Annotated in this window: 17 protein-coding genes and 1 riboswitch; of the genes, 6 read left to right on the top strand and 11 right to left on the bottom strand. The window is 74.0% G+C overall.

Translation table 11 applies throughout. The features are described from left to right. Both AC5P1B_RS28095 and AC5P1B_RS28090 read right to left on the bottom strand, forming a co-directional pair. Positions 1 to 233, bottom strand: a 233-nt coding sequence (locus AC5P1B_RS28095; RefSeq protein WP_493890642.1) for a PTS sugar transporter subunit IIA, incomplete at its 3' end; no start/stop codon positions are given. A gap of 327 nt (positions 234 to 560) precedes the next feature. Then, positions 561 to 1,631 (bottom strand): SIS domain-containing protein, encoded by a 1,071-nt coding sequence (locus tag AC5P1B_RS28090; RefSeq protein WP_493890641.1) that lies wholly within the window; start codon positions 1,629 to 1,631, stop codon positions 561 to 563. A 417-nt stretch (positions 1,632 to 2,048) separates the two neighbouring features. Here AC5P1B_RS28090 and AC5P1B_RS28085 point away from each other — a divergent pair, with 417 nt between their 5' ends. Beyond that, positions 2,049 to 2,198: a hypothetical protein gene (locus tag AC5P1B_RS28085; RefSeq protein WP_493890640.1), complete on the top strand. Its 150-nt coding sequence runs from the start codon at positions 2,049 to 2,051 to the stop codon at positions 2,196 to 2,198. Between the two features lie 114 nt (positions 2,199 to 2,312). On the opposite strand, the gene AC5P1B_RS28080 is transcribed toward AC5P1B_RS28085, so the two are convergent. The 3 genes from AC5P1B_RS28080 to cobN all read right to left on the bottom strand — a co-directional run bounded on the left by AC5P1B_RS28080 (position 2,313) and on the right by cobN (position 8,166). Next, complete coding sequence (locus AC5P1B_RS28080) at positions 2,313 to 3,488, bottom strand: macrolide family glycosyltransferase (RefSeq protein ID WP_493890638.1); 1,176 nt, start codon at positions 3,486 to 3,488, stop codon at positions 2,313 to 2,315. A 615-nt stretch (positions 3,489 to 4,103) separates the two neighbouring features. Next, positions 4,104 to 4,514, bottom strand: coding sequence for an NUDIX hydrolase (locus AC5P1B_RS28075; protein ID WP_493890637.1), 411 nt, complete (start codon positions 4,512 to 4,514; stop codon positions 4,104 to 4,106). Further along, positions 4,507 to 8,166, bottom strand: coding sequence for a cobaltochelatase subunit CobN (cobN, locus tag AC5P1B_RS28070; RefSeq protein ID WP_493890635.1), 3,660 nt, complete (start codon positions 8,164 to 8,166; stop codon positions 4,507 to 4,509). Before cobN ends, AC5P1B_RS28075 begins: the two co-directional genes overlap by 8 nt. 54 nt (positions 8,167 to 8,220) lie before the next feature. Beyond that, positions 8,221 to 8,294, bottom strand: a riboswitch (cobalamin riboswitch). Between the two features lie 286 nt (positions 8,295 to 8,580). Between cobN and AC5P1B_RS28065 the strand changes: the two genes are divergently transcribed. The 3 genes from AC5P1B_RS28065 to AC5P1B_RS28055 all read left to right on the top strand — a co-directional run bounded on the left by AC5P1B_RS28065 (position 8,581) and on the right by AC5P1B_RS28055 (position 12,304). Next, on the top strand, positions 8,581 to 10,038 hold the full coding sequence (locus tag AC5P1B_RS28065; RefSeq protein ID WP_493890633.1) for a ferredoxin-like domain-containing protein: 1,458 nt from the start codon (positions 8,581 to 8,583) through the stop codon (positions 10,036 to 10,038). Between the two features lie 80 nt (positions 10,039 to 10,118). Next, a complete protein-coding gene (locus tag AC5P1B_RS28060; RefSeq protein WP_493890655.1) occupies positions 10,119 to 10,745 on the top strand; it encodes a precorrin-8X methylmutase in 627 nt (208 codons plus the stop codon). Further along, the gene (locus tag AC5P1B_RS28055) at positions 10,742 to 12,304 is read left to right on the top strand and encodes a precorrin-2 C(20)-methyltransferase (protein WP_493890632.1); all 1,563 of its coding nucleotides are present in this window, start codon (positions 10,742 to 10,744) and stop codon (positions 12,302 to 12,304) included. Before AC5P1B_RS28060 ends, AC5P1B_RS28055 begins: the two co-directional genes overlap by 4 nt. Before the next feature lie 6 nt (positions 12,305 to 12,310). Here the strand turns inward: AC5P1B_RS28055 and AC5P1B_RS28050 are convergent, their stop codons facing one another. Then, the gene (locus AC5P1B_RS28050; protein WP_493890631.1) at positions 12,311 to 13,078 is read right to left on the bottom strand and encodes a cobalt-precorrin-6A reductase; all 768 of its coding nucleotides are present in this window, start codon (positions 13,076 to 13,078) and stop codon (positions 12,311 to 12,313) included. 140 nt (positions 13,079 to 13,218) lie between these two features. Between AC5P1B_RS28050 and AC5P1B_RS28045 the strand changes: the two genes are divergently transcribed. Then, entirely contained in the window at positions 13,219 to 14,358 is a 1,140-nt protein-coding gene (locus AC5P1B_RS28045) for a cobalt-precorrin-5B (C(1))-methyltransferase (protein WP_493890629.1), read from the top strand. Between the two features lie 109 nt (positions 14,359 to 14,467). Further along, a complete protein-coding gene (locus tag AC5P1B_RS28040; RefSeq protein ID WP_493890627.1) occupies positions 14,468 to 14,755 on the top strand; it encodes a hypothetical protein in 288 nt (95 codons plus the stop codon). On the opposite strand, the gene cobM is transcribed toward AC5P1B_RS28040, so the two are convergent. From cobM to AC5P1B_RS28015, 5 genes are all read right to left on the bottom strand, one after another. Continuing rightward, positions 14,681 to 15,496 carry a precorrin-4 C(11)-methyltransferase gene (gene cobM / locus AC5P1B_RS28035; RefSeq protein WP_493890626.1) on the bottom strand — a complete coding sequence of 272 codons (816 nt, stop codon included), beginning with the start codon at positions 15,494 to 15,496 and terminating at the stop codon, positions 14,681 to 14,683. The two genes, AC5P1B_RS28040 and cobM, sit on opposite strands and share 75 nt — an antisense overlap. Next, positions 15,493 to 16,806, bottom strand: coding sequence for a precorrin-6y C5,15-methyltransferase (decarboxylating) subunit CbiE (gene cbiE, locus AC5P1B_RS28030; RefSeq protein WP_493890624.1), 1,314 nt, complete (start codon positions 16,804 to 16,806; stop codon positions 15,493 to 15,495). The genes cobM and cbiE overlap by 4 nt, the downstream gene beginning before the upstream one ends. An 87-nt stretch (positions 16,807 to 16,893) precedes the next feature. After that, on the bottom strand, positions 16,894 to 17,565 hold the full coding sequence (locus tag AC5P1B_RS28025; protein WP_493890622.1) for a methyltransferase: 672 nt from the start codon (positions 17,563 to 17,565) through the stop codon (positions 16,894 to 16,896). A gap of 69 nt (positions 17,566 to 17,634) precedes the next feature. After that, entirely contained in the window at positions 17,635 to 19,674 is a 2,040-nt protein-coding gene (locus tag AC5P1B_RS28020) for an adenylosuccinate synthase (protein ID WP_493890620.1), read from the bottom strand. Positions 19,675 to 19,693: 19 nt separating this feature from the next. Then, positions 19,694 to 20,374 (bottom strand): class I SAM-dependent methyltransferase, encoded by a 681-nt coding sequence (locus AC5P1B_RS28015; RefSeq protein ID WP_493890619.1) that lies wholly within the window; start codon positions 20,372 to 20,374, stop codon positions 19,694 to 19,696. Positions 20,375 to 20,460 lie beyond the last annotated feature (86 nt).

Genomic DNA, 20,460 nt, shown 5'->3' with positions numbered 1-20,460 from the left:
ACGGTGTCGATCCCCAGATGCGTCAGCACCCCATGCCCCGACTCATCCACGATCACGAACGCGTGCGGATGCAGGGACAGGACGACGCCGTCCACGGGTGCGACAGCGACTCCCTCTTCGCGTACGGGGTCGATCGCGGTGCCCGGGCCCACCATCGCACCGGAGAACACCGGGTCGGGCACGGCCGCGAGTCCAATGACGCGCCCAGTCAGCGGAGACATCACGATGGTCATGGAAAGCCTTTCGGAACACGGACTTCGGGGTGACACCGGCACGGCGCGCTCCGCACGCCGTGGCCGACGGTTGTGTGGCTGCCGCGCGACCTCTCGCGCGACGCGTTGTCATGGCACTCTTCCGCACGCCCACCGCGACCCTGAACCGGCCCGCCAGGCGGGCCCTGGCGGCGAAGCCACGGACCGGTGCCGGAGGCCACGGACCGGTGCCGGAGGCCACGGACCGGTGCCGGCAGAGCGTTGCCCACGCGCGGGCGCGGGCGCCCGGGCGGGCATCGGTCAGCTCCGTGCCGCGGCGGTCGGCACGGAGCTGACAGTACGGCCCGGTCAGTGCGTTTCGGTGACCTTGGCCAGGGCGCGCGGCGCGTCCGGGTCCTGACCGCGCGCGATCGTGACCTCGTACGCCAGCATCTGGAGCGGCAGGATCTCCAGGATCGGCTGGAGCTCCTCCGGGACCCCTTCGGTCGGCAGGGCGAACCCGGCCGATGCCTTGGCCACCTCGGCCGCCGTGCCGATGACCGTCAGGTCGGCGCCCCGGCCCCGCAGCCGCTCCAGCACCGGCTGCAACGCCTCGCCGCCCTTGCCGTCGGTGACGATCGCGATGACCGGCGAGATGTTGTCCACCATCGCCAGCGGACCGTGCAGCAGGTCCGCGCCGGAGTACGACAGAGCGGGAATGTAGCTGGTCTCCATCAGCTTCAGCGCGGCTTCCTTCGCCGTCGGATAGCCGTAGCCACGCGACGTCAGCACCATCCGCTCAGCGAACCGGTAACGCGCCGCGAGCTGCCGGACCTCCCCCTGGCGGTCCAGGATCTGCCGGGCCAGCTCCGGGAGCTCCTTCGCCGCCGCGCCGTCGCCTCCGGCGAGCCCCTCCACGAACAGGTACAGGGCCAGCAGCTCCGCGGTGTACGTCTTCGTCGCCGGGAGGGCCTTCTCCTCGCCCGCCAGCACGTCGATGTGGAACTCGGAGACCTCGGCCAGCGGCGACCGCGCGTTGTTGGTCACGGCAAGGGTGATCGCCCCCGCCTCGCGGGCCGCCCGGGTCGACGCCACCAGGTCCGGCGAACCGCCCGACTGGCTGACGGTGATCACCAGCACGTCCGTCAGCTCGGGCTTCGCCCCGTACGCCGTGGTCGTCGACATCGACGTCAGCCCGCACGGCAGCCCCAGCCGCACCTCAAGGAGGTACTTGGCGTACAGCGCCGCGTTGTCGGAGGTACCGCGCCCGGTCAGCAGCACGAAGCGCGGGGCGCGTGCCGCGACCGCCTCGGCGACCTCGCGGATCTGCGGGCCGCCCACCTCCAGAATCCGGCGCAGCACCGCGGGCTGCTCGGACATCTCACCGGACATGATCCGGCCAGGCTGGTCACTCTCCCGAGCCGCAGTCTTCGCGGACATTAGGTGCCTCCCAACGGGCGCTGTGAAGCGCGAACAGTGATCCCCCGCGCGTCATATTTGTACCCCCTCCCGCTCCAGAGGTCTAGTCCACTTGCCCGGGGCGGTGCGGAGCGGCGCCGTGGGCCGCCCGGCGACCCCGCGCGCCCCACGGCTTCTCCGGTGGGCCGCCGCGTCGCTGGCCCGTTCGAGCGCCCGCCGGTATGGGTGAGGACCCCCCGCTCTTCGTGACCGGGGCGCACCGGCGGGCGTTTGCCTGGCGTGATGACGATGCAGCGTGCCTCCGCGTACAGCCGGAGTGCTCTGAGCCAGCCCTCAGAAACGCAGTACGTAGCGCCTGAGGAAACGGTTCTCCACTCAGCTCCCCATCCCCACTCCCAGCCTCAGTCCGACCCCCGTCCCCAGCCCCCGTTGCAGCCCGTGTTCCAGCCTCGCCCCCCGACGCCCCCGGTACCGATCTACGCGGCGCTCGCGCAGCGCTGGGCCGATGCGGGCAAGACCGTGCCCGGGCAGTACGACCAGGAGTGGTTCGAGCTGGTACGCCGTCCGGCCTGGCCCGGGCGGCTCTGAGCCGGGCACCACACGAGGCGACCCCACCGCCGCGTGTGTGCCCGTAGCGGCGGGGCGGCTGACCGGGCGAAAGCGGTCAGCCGCCCCGCCTGACCTTCGGCGGCGCGCGGCCGGTCAGCCGAGCATGTCCTCGATGAGGTCGGCGGCCCGCGCGGTGCCGCCTTCGGCGCGCGCGTCGGCGCGCAGCCCCGCCAGCCGCCGGGCGACACCGTCGTCGGCCGTCAGCTCGATCAGGGCGGCGCGCAGCACGTCGGCGGTGGCGTCCTCGGTGTCGATGCGGCGCGCCACGCCCAGCTCGACGAGCCGGTCGGCGTTGGTGAACTGGTCCGCGCCCTGCGGTACGGCGATCATGGGCACTCCGTGGAACAGGCCCTCGCTGCAGCCGCCCATCCCCGCGTGGGTGACGAAGGCGTCGGCCTGCGCCAGGATCGCCAGCTGCGGCACCCAGGAGTGCACCTCGACGTTGGCCGGGATCTCCCCCAGCTCCGCCGGGTCGGTGTACTTCCCGATCTGGAGGACCACATGCCAGCCGGGCAGGCCACCGAAGGCCGCCAGGCACCGCCGGTAGAACTCCGGCTGCCGGGTGTACGCCGAGCCGAGTGAGACAAGCAGCACCCTCGCCGCACCGGCGGGCCGGTTCCACTCCCCCTGGCCACTCCGGTCGCCGAAGCACGGGCCGACGAAGCTCACGACCTCCGGGTCGACCGTGTCGGCGTGGGGCTGCATGGCGCGGGGGATGGTGGCCACGACGCGCCGCGGCCGCCCGGCGAAGGCATCGACGTCCTTGGTCGTGGCGTTGGAAGCGGCGAGCCACGCCGCGAACCTCGCGAAGTAGGCGTCCGCGCCCGGAAGTTGCCTGACCGGGCCGAGGACTTCCCGCTCGAAGCCCTTCCACGCGACGTGGGCGGGAGAGAGCTGGACGGCGGCGCGGCCCTGCTCCTCGGCGAGCGCGCGGCCCGCATATCCCCCGATGTCGTAGAGGTAGAGGTCAGGGCGGTCAGCCGCGTAGACGGCGCGCAGTCGCGGCAGTGCCGCGATGGCGTCGTCGAGGAAGAGGCCCATCGCGGCGACCGGGTCCTCCGGCCAGTCATTGTCGGCGAACGGCAGCAGCGACGCGGAGCCGACGAACTCGGCCCCAGTAGGCGTGATCAGCCCGGCCACAGCCGGGTCGTTGGCGTAGGTGACGCGGTGACCCCGGGCCACCAGTTCCCGGATGATCTCCAGGCTGGGCAGGATGTGGCTGACGGCGGGAATGCCGATCATGGCGATATGCGCGCGCTCGCGGTCCATGGGAAATGTCTCGTCTCAGTTCTACGGGCGGACACGACAGCCCGGCGCCTGGCAGCGGCACGACGGCGTGGCCTGTCGTGCTCCGCACGTGTCCAGGGCGGGCGAGGGAGCAGCGGGCGCGTGGCCCGCCGCCGTGTCAGCCGTAGATCTGATGGAAGTACATGCCAGGGATGCTAACCAGGCCGGGATGGCCTGGGCTACCGGATAAACGACGCGCCGCCGCGGCGCGGGGGCCGCTGAGCGGACAGCCAGGGGCGCACGGCGGCACACCGGACAGCACTCCCGGCCCGGGCGAGCGCCAGGAAGCGTCCGGCGGAACACGCGCGCCCGGCGTCAGACCGCCCACGGGGCCGGCCCCAGGCCACCAGACCCAGGGGGAAGCAACCCCGACCCGGCAAACGGCTGTGCGCCCCACCAGGGGCGCGGGGAACTGCGCGACCAGCCACGGACGCACCCGCACCCCGCAACGCGCACGGACAGGGGCTCCCCTCCCCAGCAGGAGCCGCAGCACGATCCGCCGGACACGGCCCAGGCGAAAGCCCACGTGATCGGCGCATCGTCTCCACCGGCCGCGTGGGCCACCACACGCACACACGCGCGTGCACCCGAACCGCGTTACCGCGTGACGGCACCCGCCGCCGCGAGCCTGGCCAGTACCTGGCGCATCGCTGAGGCGCAGCGTGCGGTGTCCTCCGTGCCGAACCAGGCCAGTTCCGCGATCTCGCGGCCCGGGCGTGGCTCTCCGGTCGCGGGGCCGCTGTAGCACGTCATGCGCAGCGGCCGCCCGTCCTGGCCGTGGGCCTCGTCGTGGATGACGAAGGACTCGGTCAGGGTCTCGGCGTCGGCGTCCACGCCCAGTTCCTCGGCGAGTTCGCGGGAAAGCGCCCGCGGGCCGCTCTCACCGGGTTCGAGCTTGCCGCCGGGCAGGTAGAAGGTGTCCCTGCCCCGCGTGCGTACGGCGAGCAGCCGCCCGTCCCGTACGCACAGCCACGCCACGGACTCCAGCGCCGTCACCGGCTCAGTCATCGGTGCCGCCCGCCCGGCCCGCCCCGCCTGCCCCACCCTCCAAGTTGCCCTCGGTTTCCAGGTAGAGCTCGCGCACCGCCGCCAGCGTCTGCGGGTCCGGCTCGTCCCACAGGCCACGGCTCTCGGCCTCAAGCAGCCGCTCGGCCATGCCGTGCAGCGCCCACGGGTTGGCCTCCTCAAGGAAGGCGCGGTTCTCCGGGTCGAGGAGGTAGCTCTGCGCGAGCTGGTCGTACATCCAGTCGGCGACGACGCCCGTGGTGGCGTCGTAGCCGAAGAGGTAGTCGACGGTCGCGGCCAGCTCGAAGGCGCCCTTGTAGCCGTGGCGGCGCATCGCCTCGATCCAGCGGGGGTTGACGACGCGGGCGCGGAAGACGCGTGAGGTCTCCTCGTGGAGCGTGCGGGTGCGGACCGTCTCCGGCCTGGTGCTGTCGCCGATGTACGCGGCGGGCGCCGTGCCCTTCAGGGCGCGCACGGTGGCGACCATGCCGCCGTGGTACTGGAAGTAGTCGTCCGAGTCGGCGATGTCGTGTTCGCGGGTGTCGGTGTTCTTCGCCGCGACGGCGATGCGCTTGTACGCGGTCTCCATCTCGGCCCGCGCCGGGCGGCCTTCGAGGCCGCGGCCGTAGGCGTAGCCGCCCCAGACGGTGTAGACCTCGGCGAGGTCGGCGTCGGTGCGCCAGTCGCGGCTGTCGATCAGCTGGAGCAGACCGGCGCCGTAGGTGCCGGGGCGGGAGCCGAAGATACGGGTGGTGGCGCGGCGTTCGTCGCCGTGTTCGGCGAGGTCGGCCTGGGTGTGGGCCCGTACGTAGTTGTCGCTGTCGCTCTCCTCCAGCGAGGCGGCGAGCCGCACCGCGTCGTCCAGCAGGCCCACCACGTGCGGGAACGCGTCGCGGAAGAAGCCGGAGATGCGCAGGGTGACGTCCACGCGGGGGCGGCCGAGCTGGTCCAGCGGGATGGCTTCGAGTCCGGTGACGCGCCTGGACGCCTCGTCCCACACCGGTCGGACACCGAGCAGCGCCATCGCCTCCGCGATGTCGTCGCCCGCCGTGCGCATGGCGCTCGTGCCCCACAGGGACAGGCCGACGGACTGCGGCCACGTGCCGTCGTTGTCGTTGCGGTAGCGCTCCAACAGCGAGTCGGCGAGGGCCTGGCCCGTCTCCCACGCGAGGCGGCTGGGCACCGCCTTGGGGTCGACGGAGTAGAAGTTGCGGCCGGTCGGCAGCACGTTGACCAGTCCGCGCAGCGGCGAGCCCGACGGCCCCGCCGGGACGAAGCCGCCGTTCAGCGCGTGCACGGCGTGGTCGATCTCGTTGGTGGTGGCGGCGAGCCGGGGCACGACCTCGCGGGCGGCGAAGTCGAGGATGGCGGCGACTCCGGCGCGGCGCTCGTCCGGCACGGACGCGCAGACCCGCTCCGTCGCCGCCGGGTCCCAGCCCGCGTCGTCCATGGCCTGCACGAGCGCACGGGCGGATTCCTCCGCCTCGTCGGCGCCGGTGCGGGTGGCGGCCGACTCGTCCAGGCCCAGCGCCTCCCGCAGGCCCGGCAGGGCGGTGGTGCCGCCCCAGATCTGCCGGGCGCGCAGGATCGCGAGGACGAGGTTGACCCGCGCGGGGCCCTCCGGGGCGCCGCCGAGGATGTGGAGTCCGTCGCGGATCTGGGCGTCCTTGACCTCGCACAGCCAGCCGTCGACGTGCAGCAGGAAGTCGTCGAACCCGTCGTCGTCGGGGCGGTCTTCGAGGCCGAGGTCGTGGTGGAGTTTGGCGGCCTGGATGAGCGTCCAGATCTGGGCGCGGATCGCGGGCAGCTTCGCCGGGTCCATCGCGGAGATGGCCGCGTACTCGTCCAGCAGCTGTTCCAGGCGGGCGATGTCGCCGTACGACTCGGCACGGGCCATCGGCGGCACCAGGTGGTCGACCAGGGTGGCGTGCACCCGGCGCTTGGCCTGGGTGCCCTCACCGGGGTCGTTGACGAGGAAGGGGTAGATCAGCGGCAGGTCGCCGAGTGCGGCGTCCGGGCCGCAGGCGGCGGAGAGCCCGGCGTTCTTGCCGGGCAGCCACTCCAGGTTGCCGTGCTTGCCGAGGTGGACCATGGCGTCGGCGCCGAAGCCGCCCTCCTCCTGGGAGGCGGCGATCCAGCGGTAGGCGGCCAGGTAGTGGTGCGAGGGCGGCAGGTCGGGGTCGTGGTAGATGGCGATGGGGTTCTCGCCGAAGCCGCGCGGCGGCTGGATGAGGACGAGGAGGTTGCCGCGCCGCAGCGCGGCCAGCACGATCTCCCCCTCGGGGTCGCGGCTGGTGTCGACGAACATCTGCCCGGGCGGCGGGCCCCAGTGCTCCTCGACGGAGTCGCGCAGCGTCTTGGGCAGCCGATCGAACCACTGGCGGTAGTCGGCCGCGGGGATGCGGACCGGGTTGCTGGCCAGCTGCTCCTCGGTGAGCCATTCCTGGTCGTGGCCGCCCGCCTCGATGAGGGCGTAGATCAGCTCGTCGCCGACGCCGGAGGCGAGGCCGGGCAGCGCCTCGGGACCTTCCTCCGGGCCGAGGTCCCAGCCTTCGGCGCGGAGCCTGCGCAGCAGAGCGACGGCACTGGCGGGGGTGTCGAGGCCGACGGCGTTGCCGATGCGGGAGTGCTTGGTCGGGTACGCGGAGAGCACCAGCGCGAGGCGCTTGTCGGCGGCGGGGATGTGCCGCAGCCGGGCGTGCCGTACGGCGATTCCGGCGACGCGGGCGGCCCGCTCGGGGTCGGCGGCGTACACCGGCAGCCCGTCCTCGTCGACCTCCTTGAAGGAGAACGGGACGGTGATCAGGCGGCCGTCGAACTCGGGAACGGCGACCTGGGTGGCGGCGTCCAGCGGCGACAGGCCCTCGTCGCTCTCCTCCCACGCGGCGCGGGTGCCGGTGAGGCACAGCGCCTGGAGGATCGGCACGTCGAGCGCGGCGAGGGCGCCCGCGTCCCAGGACTCGTCGTCGCCTCCGGCGGACGCTTCGGCGGGCCGGGTGCCGCCCGCGGCGAGGACGGTGGTGACGACGGCGTCGGCGGCGCCGAGCGCGTCGATCAGCTCGGGTTCGGGGGCCCGCAGCGAGGCGACGAACAGCGGCAGGGCGCGGCCGCCCGCGTTCTCGACCGCCTGGCACAGCGTCTCGACGAAGGCCGTGTTGCCGCTCATGTGGTGGGCGCGGTAGTAGAGCACCGCGATCACCGGCCCGGTGGCGTCGGGGCTGGCGGTGCGCTCCAGTTCGCCCCAGGTGGGGGCGGCCTCGGGCGGGGCGAAGCCGTGGCCGGTGAGCAGCACGGTGTCGGAGAGGAAGGTGGCGAGCTGGGCGAGGTTCGCGGGCCCGCCGTGCGCGAGGTAGGCGTGCGCCTCGGCGGCGATGCCGATGGGGACCGTGGAGGCCTCCATCAGCTGCGCGTCGGGGGCTTGTTCGCCGGTGAGGACGACGACGGGGCGGTCCCCCGCCAGCAGGAGGTCCAGGCCCTCCTGCCAGGCGCGGACTCCGCCGAGGAGCCGTACGACGACGAGTTCGGTGCCGTCGAGCAGGGCGGGGAGGTCGTCGAGGCCGAGCCGGGCGGGGTTGGCGAGGCGGTAGGGCACGGGGCCCTCGGCCGCACGAGCGCTGAGCAGGTCGGTGTCGGACGTCGACAGCAGGAGGATCATGCGGCAGCAGCCTTCCTCGGGGTCCGCGCCCCGGGCGGGTTGTGAGGACGGCGGGAGTTCCTGGCTCGCGGGGCATCGCTGCCTAGCTCACAGTGGCGGGACCGCGCCGGGCTTCCACCGGCTTCCTCCCCTGGCGCCGTCGCTGGCGTCCGGCGAGCCGGGAGGCCCGCCGGGGAGCATAGTAACGACCTGGGCGTTCGCCCCGTACGTGATCCTCACCGGTCACCACGACCGGGTGAGCCACTTGGTCGCGCCATGGGCACACGGCCTGATAAGGCGGTCCGTGCGCCGGGCGTGACGCGTTCCCGCAGGGCGCGGCCGGCGTCCCGGGCGCCGCCCACCGTCTCCCGGGCGCACGGTGCTGACCTGGTACGCCACGGAGCGGCCGGGGGGATCGTCGGTATGCTCGCCGCCATGTCCCTCACCCCGACAACCACCCCAACTGGGGAGGAACCACCGCGCCGCGCGGGCGGCGACGCGTGCCCCGGCGCGCTGCGGCTGCACGAGGCCGACGACGGCTTTCTGGCGCGCGTGCGACTGCCGGGCGGGCTGCTGACAGCGCGCCAGGCGGAGGAACTGGCGCTGGCCGCCGACGACTTGGGTGACGGCCGGCTGGATCTCACCTCACGGGGCAATGTGCAGCTGCGCGGGCTCGGTGCCGGTTGCGGCGGCGCGCTCGCCGACCGGCTGCGGTCGGCGGGGCTGCTCCCCTCCGACCGGCATGAGCGGGTACGCAATGTGGCCGTTTCTCCGCTCTCGGGCCTTGACGGCGCGGGCCACGCGGACGTGGTGCCGTGGGCGCGGGCGCTGGACGCGTTGCTGTGCGGGTCCGATGAGGCGACCGGTTTGTCGGGCCGGTTCCTGTTCGCCCTGGATGACGGCAGGGGCGATGTGGCGGCGCTCGGGGGTGATGTGACATTGATCGCAGAGCCTGGTGGCGGCGCGCTGCTGCGCGTCGGTTCCGCCCCCGGCGCGGCGGGCGGCGACCCGGCGGCGGACGCGGACGGCCATGGTGTACCGCTGCGGGTGCGCGCCGAAGACGCGCCCCGCGCCGCGCTGTTCGCCGCCCTCACCTTTCTGACGGCGGCGGGTGAGAGCGGCACACGCGCCTGGCGGGTACGGGAGCTGCCGCGCGAACACGCGGTGACGGAGCGGCGGTTGCGCGCGGCGCTGGCCGCGGCGGGGATCACGGCGGCACCCGCTGGGCCCACCGCGCCCGGCGCCGCGCACCCGCTGGGCCCACCGCCCGCGCTGGGCCTGGTGCACGGGGCTGACGGTGGCCGGTGCGCCCTGTCGGTGGCCGCGCCGCTGGGGCGGCTGTCCGTGGCGCGATGGCGGCTGCTCGTGGCGGCCGCCGCCCGCCACGGGGCGGGCGGACTGCGTGTGACACCCTGGCGCGGCGTGGTGGTCCCCGGGCTGACCTCGACCGGCGCCCGGCGGTTGCTGCCGGAGCTGGCCGCTGCCGGGTTCGTCACCGACGCCTCCTCACCCTGGTCCGGAGCGGGAGCCTGCACGGGCCGTCCTGGCTGCGCCAAGTCCCTGGCGGACGTGCGCGCGGACGCGGCGCGGGTGCTGGCGGTGACGGCGGCGCCCGGCGACGGCACACCTGACGACGACGGCCCCCCGCACGCGGAACGGCGGCTTCCGGTCTACTGGTCCGGCTGCGCCCGCAGGTGCGGGCATCCCACCGGCAGCTGGGTGGACGTGCTGGCGGACGAGGACGGCTACCGGGTCTCCGTACGCGGAGCAGCGGGCCCAGCCGCTCCGGCGGACGCGTCGGGTGCGGCGGCCACGCCCGCGGCCGTGCGCGTGGGGCGGACGCGGTGGGCTGGGCTGGCCGAAGCGGTGGCGACGGCGCGGGCGCACCCATGAGCGATCCCGGCGCGCTCACCGCGGGGACCAGCGGACGGACCGGTTCGACCGAGGACAGAGTTAAGGACATCGAGGACACAGTGTTCGACTACAAGAAGGACGGCGCGGCCATCTACCGCGCATCCTTTGCCACCATCCGCGCCGAGGCCGACCTGGGCGCCCTGCCGCCGGACGTCAGCCAGGTCACGGTGCGGATGATCCACGCGTGCGGCATGGTCGACCTCGTGCGGGACCTCGCGTACACCCCGAAGGTGGTGGCCGTGGCCCGCGAGGCGCTGCGCGCCGGTGCGCCCATCCTGTGCGACGCGAACATGGTCGCCAGCGGTGTCACACGCAAGCGGCTGCCCGCCGACAACGACGTGGTCTGCACCCTGGCCGACCCCTCGGTGCCCGGGCTCGCGCAGCGGATGGGCACCACCCGCAGCGCCGCGGCGCTGGAGCTGTGGCGCGACCGGCTGGAAGGCTCCGTCGTCGCCATCGGCAACGCGCCCACCGCGCTGTTCCGGCTGCTGGAAATGATCGACGAGGGCGCGCCGCGCCCCGCCGCGATCATCGGGGTGCCGGTCGGTTTCATCGGCGCCGCCGAATCGAAGGAGGCGCTGGCCGGGCATCCGGCGGCGCTTGACCACCTGGTGGTGCGCGGACGGCGGGGCGGCAGCGCCATCGCCGCGGCCGCGATCAACGCGATAGCGAGCGAGGCAGAGTGAGCGAGCAGCAGGAACGGGCGGCCGGCCCGGCGGGTGGCGCCAGAGGCAGGCTCTACGGCGTCGGCCTCGGCCCGGGCGACCCTTCCCTGATGACGGTGCGGGCCGTTGAGGTCATCGCCGAGGCCGATGTGGTCGCTTACCACAGCGCCCAGCACGGCCGGAGCATCGCGCGCTCCATCGCCGAGCGGCATCTGCGCGCCGACCACATCGAGGAGCGCCTGGTCTACCCGGTCACCACCGAGTCCACCGACCACCCGGGCGGCTACCGGGGCGCCATGGAGGAGTTCTACGCCGAGGCCGCCGCCCGGCTCGCCGCGCATCTGGACGCGGGACGCACCGTGGCGGTGCTCGCCGAGGGCGATCCGCTCTTCTACGGCTCGTACATGCACATGCACAAGCGGCTCGCCGACCGCTATCCCACGGAGGTCGTCCCGGGCGTCACCTCGGTCAGCGCCGCGGCGGCGCGCCTGGGGAAGCCGCTGGTGGAGGCCGAGGAGGTGCTGACGATCCTGCCGGGCACGCTGCCCGAGGAGGAGCTGGCGGCGCGGCTGGCCTCCACGGACGCGGCGGTCGTGCTGAAGCTGGGCCGGACCTTCCCGACCGTGCGGCGCGCCCTGGAGCGGGCCGGGCGGCTGGACGACGCGCGGTATGTGGAGCGGGCCACGATGAGCGGGGAGCGCACGGGCGCGCTGGCCGATGTGGCCCCCGAGTCGGTGCCGTACTTCTCGGTGGCGGTGCTGCCGAGCCGGATCGACGCACGGCGCGGCGAGACCGCGTCACCGGCGGCCGGAGGCGGCTCACCGGCGGCGCCGGGTGAGGTCGTCGTGGTGGGTCTGGGCCCGGCCGGGCCGATGTGGCTCACGCCGGAGGCGCGCGGCGAACTGGCCGCCGCCGACGACCTGGTCGGCTACACCACGTATCTCGACCGGGTCCCGGTCCGGCCGGGTCAGCGGCGGCACGCGTCCGACAACAAGGTGGAGGCGGTGCGCGCGGAGTTCGCGCTCGATCTCGCCCAGCGGGGGCGGCGGGTCGCCGTCGTCTCCTCCGGCGACCCCGGTGTCTTCGCGATGGCGACGGCCGTGCTGGAGGCGGCGTCCGAGGACCCGTACCGGGAGGTCCCCGTACGGGTGCTGCCCGGTATGACGGCCGCGCACGCGGCGGCCGCCAAGGCGGGCGCCCCGCTGGGGCACGACTACGCCGTGGTGTCGCTGTCCGACCGGCTCAAGCCGTGGGAGGTCATCGCCGAGCGGCTGCGCGCGGCCGCCGCCGCCGACCTCGTGCTCGCCCTGTACAACCCGGGTTCACGCAGCCGTATCTGGCAGGTCGGCAAGGCCCGTGAGCTGCTGCTTGAGCACCGCGCGCCGGACACCCCCGTGGTGCTCGGCCGGGACGTGGGCGGTCCGGAGGAGAGCGTACGGATCGTACGGCTGGCCGACCTTGAGCCCGATCAGGTCGATATGCGCACGATCCTGCTGGTCGGGTCGTCCCAGACGCGGACGGTGCGGCGCGGCGACGGCACCCGGATCGTGTGGACGCCGCGCCGCTACCCGCCGGCCTGAGCGCGGTCAGCCGAGGGTCCGCCGCAGCCACTCCTCGGCCCCGGGAACATCGGTGGCCGCGGCGATTCCCGCTGGTACGGGCGGGCGGCGGACCACCACGACGGGCACGCCCGCCTCGCGCGCGGCGGTGAGCTTGGCCGCGGTGGCCCGGCCGCCGCTGTCCTTGGTCACGAGCACGTCGATCCGGTGGCGGCGCAGCAGCTCCGCCTCCCCTTCGAGGCTGAAGGGGCCGCGGTCGAGCAGCACGTCCATGCGCGGCGGCGCGGGCGGGTCGGGGGCGTCGACCGAGCGGACGAGGAACCACTGGCCGGTGAGGTGGGCGAAGGCCGCGAGCCCCATCCGCCCGGTGGTGAGGAAGACCCGCTCCCCCAGCGCGGGCAGCAGCTCGGCGGCCTCGGCCAGCGAGGCGGCCTGGTGCCAGCGGTCTCCGGGTCCGGCGACCCAGCCGGGGCGCCGGAGGGCGAGCAGGGGAACATGGGCGGTGGCCGCCGCCCTGGCGGCGTTGAAACTGATCGTGTCGGCGAAAGGATGGGTGGCGTCGATGAGCGCGTCCACGTGGTGGTCGCTCAGCCAGTCGGCCATGCCCTCGGCGCCTCCGAAGCCGCCGACGCGTACCTCTCCGACGGGCAGCCTGGGTTCGGCGACCCGCCCGGCGAGGGATGTGGTGACCCGGGGCGGTACCGGCCGGGCGCGGGTCGGCTCGGCGAGCCGCGCCGCCAGGCGGCGGGCTTCGGTGGTGCCGCCGAGGATCAGTACGTGGGGTGGCGCCGTCATCTCTTCATTCCCTGGTCGGTCCCGCTGGCCGGACGCCCCTGCCCGGCCCCGGCCCGTCGGCCGGTGGGCACACACGGGCGCGTACGCGTGCGCCACGGTACGGGGTGGCCCGCGCGCGGCCGCGGGCGGTGGTGGCCATCGTGGCTGAACCGGCCGCCAAGGGCGGGCGTGGCGCGCAGCTCCAGCACACCGGGCTGCGTCCCGGCTGGACGACCGGCGCGTGTGCGACGGCGGCGGCCAGCGCCGCGTACACCGCGCTGCTCAGCGGCGACTTCCCCGACCCGGTGACGATCACGTTGCCCAAGGGCCAGCGGCCCGCGTTCGCGCTGGCGGCCGAGGAGCTGGCCGGAGGCCGGGCGATGGCGGGCATCGTGAAGGACGCCGGAGACGATCCCGATGTCACGCACGGCGCGCTGGTGCGGGCGACGGTCAGGGAGCTGCCGCCCGGTTCCGGGGTCGTCTTCCGGGCCGGTCCCGGCGTCGGCACCGTCACCCGCCCCGGGCTGCCGCTGCCGGTCGGTGAACCGGCGATCAACCCGGTCCCCCGGCAGATGATGCGCGAGCACGTCGCGGCGGTCGCCGCGCGGTGCGGCGGGCGCGGCGACGTCGAGATCGAGGTGTCGGTGGACCACGGCGAGGAGATCGCCCGCAGCACCTGGAACCCGCGCCTCGGCATCCTCGGCGGCTTGTCCATCCTGGGCACCACGGGCATCGTCGTGCCGTACTCGTGCTCCGCGTGGATCGACAGCATCCGGCGCGGAGTGGACGTCGCGCGGGCCGCCGGGCGCACCCATGTCGCGGGCTGTACCGGTTCCACCTCCGAGAAGGTGGCTGTCGCCGAGCACGGCCTGCCGGAGGACGCGCTGCTGGACATGGGCGACTTCGCGGGCGCGGTACTGAAGTACGTCCGCCGCCACCCCGTGCCCCGGCTGACCATCGCCGGTGGCTTCGCGAAGCTTTCCAAGCTCGCCGCCGGTCATCTGGACCTGCACTCCGCTCGCAGCCAGGTGAACAAGGACTTCCTCGCCGCTCTCGCCCGGCGCGGCGGAGCCGACGAGGAGCTGGCGCTCGCGGTGGCGGGCGCCAACACCGGCCTGGAGACCGTGCAGTTGTGTGCGGCGCGCGGCGTGCCGCTGGGCGACCTGGTCGCCCAGGAAGCGCGTGACCAGGCGCTGGGCGTGCTGCGCGGGGCGCCGGTCGCGGTGGACGTCCTCTGCATCGACCGCGCGGGGACGGTCGTGGGCCGCGCGGCTCCGGCGGGGCCGCCCGGGCGCCCCTGAGGACCACCCCGACGGCTCAGTCCAGGCGGTCCGCTGCCCGCCGCGCGCCGATCATGGGCGGCAGGACCTGTCGCGTTCCGGCGCGGTCCAGGGCACAGGAGGAACCACTATGCGCAGGCTCTCCCGGACGCTCGGCGTCCTCGCCGCCGCGGGGGCGCTCGCCCTCGCCGTCCCGGCTTCCGCGTACGCGGCCAAGGGGCAGCTGGTCATCGGCTCGGTCAAGCACACCGACCCCAGCGGGTGCTACCCGCTGGATCAGAGCCCGGTCAACGTCTCGAACGGCACGGACGCCGTGGTGCGCGTCCGCGCGGGCACCGACTGCTCAGGCCGGCTCACCGGCGTCCTCAGCCCCGGGACTGAGGGCTCGGTCGTCGGCAAGAGCCTGTCCGTCGGCTGAGGCCCGCTCACGCTCCGCCGAGTAGAGGTAGCTGTCGCTGAACTGCTCCGCGCCCAGCGTGCGGCCCACCATGATCACCGCTGTCCTGACCACGCCCGCCGCCTTCACCTGCCCGGCGATGGTCTCCAGCGTGCCGCGCAGCACGAGTTCGTCGGGGCGGCTGGCCATGGCCACCACGGCGGCCGGGCAGTGCGCCCCGTAGTGCGGAAGCAGCTCAGCGACGACACGGTCCACGTAGCGGGCGGCGAGGTGCAGGACGAGGAGGGCGCCGCTGCGCCCGAGGGTGGCGAGGTCCTCGCCCTCCGGCATGGGCGTGGCCTGCTGGGCGACGCGGGTGAGGATGACGGTCTGGCCGACGGTGGGCACCGTCAGCTCCCGTCCCAGGGCCGCCGCCGCCGCGGCGAACGCGGGGACGCCCGGGATCATCTCGTACGGCACCCCGGCCGCGTCCAGGCGCCGCATCTGCTCGGCGACGGCGCTGAAGACCGACGGGTCGCCGGAGTGCAGCCGGGCCACGTCCCGGCCCGCCTCGTGGGCGCGCGTGAGTTCGTCGACGATCTGGTCGAGGTTGAGCTGGGCGGTGTCGACGAGCCGGGCGTCCGGCGGGCACTCGGCCAGCAGTTCACGGGGTACGAGGCTGCCCGCGTACAGGCACACCCCGCAGCGCGCCAGGGTGCGCGCTCCGCGCAGGGTGATCAGGTCGGCGGCGCCGGGCCCGGCGCCGATGAAGTACACCGTCATCGTTTCTCTCCTCGGTCCGGTCCAGCCGTTTGTTCTCCCGTCGCGGCGCCGGGCCGCCCGGCGCCGTCGGCGGGTCTGACCACGGCCCACTGGGTGACGGGCATCGCCTGCCGCCATCCCGTGAAGCCGCCTACGGGCACCGCGCGCGCGACGGCGAGCCGCACGAGTTCGCCGCCGTGCCGCCGGTACCAGTCGGCGAGCAGCGCCTCCGACTCCAGCGTCACCGTGTTGGCGACCAGCCGTCCCCCGGTGGGGAGGGCGGACCAGCAGGTCTCCAGCAGGCCCGGCGTGGTCAGGCCGCCGCCGATGAACACGGCGTCCGGGGCGGGCAGCCCGGCCAGTGCTCGGGGCGCCTTGCCGGTGATGACGCGGAGCGCGGGTACGCCCAGCGCTTCGGCGTTGCGTCCGATGCGTGCGGCGCGTGCGGGGTCACGTTCCACGGTCACGGCGCGGCAGGCGCGGTGGGCCCGCAGCCACTCCACGGCGATGGAGCCGGAACCGCCGCCGATGTCCCAGAGCAGTTCGCCGGGGGCGGGGGCGAGCGCGGCGAGCGTCGCGGCCCGCACATGGCGCTTGGTCAGCTGCCCGTCGTGCTCGTACGCCTCGTCGGGGAGCCCCGGTACGGCGGAGAGCCGGACGGCGTCCGGCGCGGCGCGGCATTCGACGGCGATGAGGTTCAGGGCGTCGCCCGGCGGGTGCGGCCAGTCGGCCGCCGTTCCCGTCAGCGCGCGCTCCCGCTCGCCGCCGAGCTGTTCGAGGACCCGCAGCGTGCTCGGCCCGAAGCCGCGGTCCCGCAGCAGCGCCGCCACCTCGGCGGGCGAGTGCGCCCCGGCGCTGAGGACGAGCAGCCGCCGCCGGTCGTAGAGCGAGCGGCTGAGGGCGGCCAGGGGCCGTCCGACGAGGCTGACGACGTCGGTGTCCTCCTGGGGCCAGCCGAGGCGGGCGCAGCCGTACGCGACGGACGACGGGTGCGGCAGGACGCGCAGCCGCTCCGCGCCCAGTTCCTCGCTCAGGGCCCGGCCTATGCCGAAGAAGAACGGGTCGCCGCTGGCCAGCACGGCGATGCGGCGCCTCGCGTGGGCGGCGACCAGCGCGGCGACCGCCGGGCGCAGCGGCGAGGGCCACGGAACGCGCTGCCCGGCGCATTCCTCGGGAAGCAGGGCGAGCTGGCGCGGGCCGCCGATCACGACGTCGGCCTCCCGCAGCGCCTCCCGCGCCGTCGCGGCGAGGCCGGTCCACCCGTCGGCGCCGATGCCCACGACCGTCACGGGCCCGGTGTCGTCACGGGGTGCGGGTGGCGCGGCGTTCACAGGGGGTACCTCGAAGGTCGGGGAGGACGGCAGCCGAACTCTACTGACCTGCCGCGATGACCCGTCGGCCGGGCTGCCCACGGGCCTTCACCGCCGGGTCAGCTCGAACAGCCGGTGCTCGATGTGCGGGTCTGGCGCGTGCCTGCCCGCGGCCATGAGCCGCACGTCCCAGCCGTACTCGCCCGCGATGCGGTGGACCGCGGCCGTGTCCCCGATATCGCCGAGGCCGAGGAAGAGCCGCCCGCCGGGGGCCAGGACGTCCGCCGCCCCGGAGAGGTAGCTCCGGCACAGCCGGTGGTCGGCGTCGAACACGGCCTTGGTGATGTCGCTGGAGTGCTGGTAGCCGGCTGGGACCCTGACGTAGGGGATGTTCCAGAAGACGCAGTCGAATCTCGCGTGGCCGGGGAGAGCGGCGAACACGTCGCTGGTCAGAGCGGTGACGTGGGCCCCGTGCCGCTCGGCGTTGCGCGCGGTGTTGGCGACCGCGCGGGAGTTCACGTCGGTCGCGGTCACGGCGTCGCAGCCGGTGAGCGCGGCGTGTACGGCGGTCACCCCGGCGCCGCTGCCCACCTCAAGGAACGATCCACGCCGTGGATAGGGCAGACGTGTGGTGTAGAACTCGGTGCCGTAGGACAGCGTGGGGAGCCACACTCCGTCGAAGAGCTCCCAGCCGCGCCCGAGCAGGGAGAACTCTCCCGCTCCATGGGCTTGGACGCGCGCCACCAGGGACAGGCTGTCGGCATATCCGTCAACAGGCACGAGGGGCCCTCTCGTTGTCTTTCCGGTTCCGGTTCGTGCGCGGTCGCGCCCCCGGGGCTCGTCGGCGCCTCAGCCTCCGAGGGCGATGTCGAGGGCCTGGTCCACCGTGGTGGCCTGGCTGACCAGGGCGCGGTCCTCCGCGGTGAGGAAGCCCTCGTGCCGCGCGTGGTCGATCAGCGCGAGGAACGGAGTGAAGTACCCGGTGTCGTCCAGGAGTACCACCGGTTTGCGGTGCAGGCCGAGCTGCGCCCAGGTGATGAACTCGAACAGCTCCTCGAAGGTGCCGTAGCCGCCCGGCAGTGCGATGACGGCGTCGCTCAGCTCCCGCATCAGGAGTTTGCGCTCGTGCATGGTCTCGACGACGCGCAGGTCCGGCAGGTCGGTGCGCCCGAACTCGCGGTCCATCAGCGCGCGGGGGATGACGCCGATGACCTCGCCGCCGGTGGCGAGCGCGGCGTCGGACAGCGCGCCCATGATGCCCACGCCACCGGCCCCGTACACGATGCCCACGCCCTTCGCCCCGCAGACCATTCCCAGGTCGGCGGCGGACTGGCGGTACTGAGGACGGTTGCCCGGCGCGGCGCCGCTGAAGACGAGGACCCGGCGCGGCCGAGACCCCCGGCCGTCGCGGGCGGCCGCCCGCGGCGCTCGCACCGCCGCCCGCCCCATCAGGCCGCTCAGCTCTCCCCCGGCCACGACGAGGAGGTCGTCCTCCGCCGGTCCGGTGCTGACTCCGCTGACCGGCAGCTCCAGATAGTCGGCGACGAAGGCGACGAAGTCCTTGGCCTGCTGGGGCAGGTCGTCGTAGCACCGGGCGCGGCGGGTCGGGCGACCCCAGCCGGGCAGGAACTCGTAGATCGGGGTGCAGGCGCGCAGATACTCCTCGTCGGGGTGGAAGCCCAGGTATTTCTCGCCCTCGTGCTCGTAGCCCACGCACACCCCGACGGTGTCGAAGCCGTCCAGGACGTCGAGTTTGGTGAGGACGAGGCTGGTGTAGCCGTTCAGCTCCACCGCCCACCGGGCGTGCGCGAGATCGAGCCAGCCGCAGCGGCGCGGGCGGCCCGTGGTGGTGCCGGTCTCCTCGCCCAGGCTGCGGAGCGTCCCGCCGAGTTCACCGGTGTCCTCGGACACGAAGGCCCCGTTGCCGACCATGGTCTGGTACGCCTTGAGTACGCCGACGCGGTGGCTGATCCTGGCCGTGTCGATTCCGGTGCCGCCCGCCACGGCGTGGACGGTCGTCGATGACGTGGTGACGTAGGGATAGATCCCGTGGTCGATGTCGATGAGCGGCCCCTGGGCGCCCTCGAACAGGATGCCGTAACCGGCGTCCACGGCGGCGTGCAGGAACCGCACCGAATCCACCGCGTACTCCAGGAGCCGGTCCGCATAGCCGAGCAGCCACGTGAGGCTGTCGTCCGCGTGCTCCGCCGACAGGCCGAAGAGCGCGGCGCTCTGCCGCAGGCGACGCTCGACCAGTGCCGGGTCGGCCAGGTCACGGACCCGCACGCCGCTGCGGTTGACTCTGCTGACGTTGGCCGGGCCGATGCCGCGGTGTGTGGTGCCGATGGCGTCGGAACTGCGGGCGCGCCGTCCTTCCTGGCGCTCGTCCGCGAGACGGTGCAGGGGCAGCACCAGATGGGCGCGGTCGCTCAGGAGCAGGCGCTGGGCCACGTCGATGCCGCGCTCGGCGAGCTGGTCCACCTCGCTGAGCAACGTCCGCGGGTTGACCAGCACCCCGTTGGCGATCAGCCCGACGACGCCGGGGTGGCGCATCCCGGACGGCACGAGATGGCTCTGCAGCACCAGTGACCGGCCGTCGGGCGCGGCGAACACGCTGGTGTGACCGGCGTTGTCGCCGCCCTGCGCGCGGACCACGATCTGGTGGCAGGGCGCCAGCCGGTCGGTCATGGCCCCCTTGCCTCCGTCACCCTGCTGGAGGTCGCCCACCCAGGTCAGCGTGGCGTGGCCGGGCGGACTGTGCCCCAGGCGGGTGAGCGGTTCCAGGAGCCGCCGGTGACCGCGCTCGCGCTGCGCCCTGACCCGTTCTGCGGACGTCACCGCGCCCGCCAGGCCCTGGTGTGCCCGTGCCGGGTTCCCCTTCCGCGTCATGAGAGCGCCATTTTCCGCGTCATGAGACCGTCGTGCCGCCGGGTTTGCGGGCGTAGACGAACAGATGCTTCTCGGCGTCCATGCCGGGGAAGTCCGGCTGGAATTCGCTGACCCGCTCGTGGAGGACTTCCAGTCCGGCGGCGCGCAGCCGCTGTGCGAAGACCTCAGCTGGATAGCTGGTGATCCGGATGGGCTGGCCCAGCACCATCATCTCGGTGTCCTCCACGTCGCACGGCAGGGTGGAGAAGAGGAAGTAGCCACCGGGGCGCAGCCAGTCGGCGATCCGCTGGAGTGTGCTGTCGATATCGGCCCGGGACATCTGCAGCACCAGGAAGAACGCGATCACCGCGTCCCAGGCGTCCGGTGCGTCGGCCAGCGTCCGCACGTCGGCCTGCTGGAAGCGGGCCTGGGGCACCTGGGCCCGCGCCAGCTCCACCATCGCCTCCGACACGTCGATCCCTGTGACCTGGTGCCCTTGTTCCGCGAGCATCGCCGCGGTCGGGCGCCCCGTACCGCAACCGATGTCCAGGACCTGGGCGCCGGTCGGCAGCCGGGCCAGCAGCCACTCGATGGCGGCGAGCCGCTCCGGGTCCCCGGCGTAGGCCTTCTCGTACGTCGCGCCCAGAGCGTCGAAGGGGCGCGCGGCTGCCGCACTGGCAACAGGCGACTGCCCGAAAACAGGGCCGGAGTCGGATGGCATAGCGGGCACGCCCTTCTCGCTGGGAGGAAACGACCAGAAAACCACGGTATGGGAACCCCGTGTACGGCGCGCCCTGTCCCCGGACC

This window comes from Streptomyces sp. A01 (assembly GCF_059026195.1).
The sequence above is the reverse complement of the archived record's forward strand: the minus strand, read 5'-3'. Positions and strand labels throughout refer to the sequence as shown.

Bases quoted from the DNA above. Each gene is read 5' to 3' on its own strand.
- AC5P1B_RS28090 (WP_493890641.1), bottom strand. From the start codon at position 1,631: ATGTCCGCGAAGACTGCGGCTCGGGAGAGTGACCAGCCTGGCCGGATC.
- AC5P1B_RS28080 (WP_493890638.1), bottom strand. From the start codon at position 3,488: ATGGACCGCGAGCGCGCGCATATCGCCATGATCGGCATTCCCGCCGTC.
- AC5P1B_RS28075 (WP_493890637.1), bottom strand. From the start codon at position 4,514: ATGACTGAGCCGGTGACGGCGCTGGAGTCCGTGGCGTGGCTGTGCGTA.
- cobN (WP_493890635.1), bottom strand. From the start codon at position 8,166: ATGATCCTCCTGCTGTCGACGTCCGACACCGACCTGCTCAGCGCTCGT.
- AC5P1B_RS28065 (WP_493890633.1), top strand. From the start codon at position 8,581: ATGTCCCTCACCCCGACAACCACCCCAACTGGGGAGGAACCACCGCGC.
- AC5P1B_RS28050 (WP_493890631.1), bottom strand. From the start codon at position 13,078: ATGACGGCGCCACCCCACGTACTGATCCTCGGCGGCACCACCGAAGCC.
- AC5P1B_RS28040 (WP_493890627.1), top strand. From the start codon at position 14,468: ATGCGCAGGCTCTCCCGGACGCTCGGCGTCCTCGCCGCCGCGGGGGCG.
- cobM (WP_493890626.1), bottom strand. From the start codon at position 15,496: ATGACGGTGTACTTCATCGGCGCCGGGCCCGGCGCCGCCGACCTGATC.
- AC5P1B_RS28020 (WP_493890620.1), bottom strand. From the start codon at position 19,674: ATGACGCGGAAGGGGAACCCGGCACGGGCACACCAGGGCCTGGCGGGC.
- AC5P1B_RS28015 (WP_493890619.1), bottom strand. From the start codon at position 20,374: ATGCCATCCGACTCCGGCCCTGTTTTCGGGCAGTCGCCTGTTGCCAGT.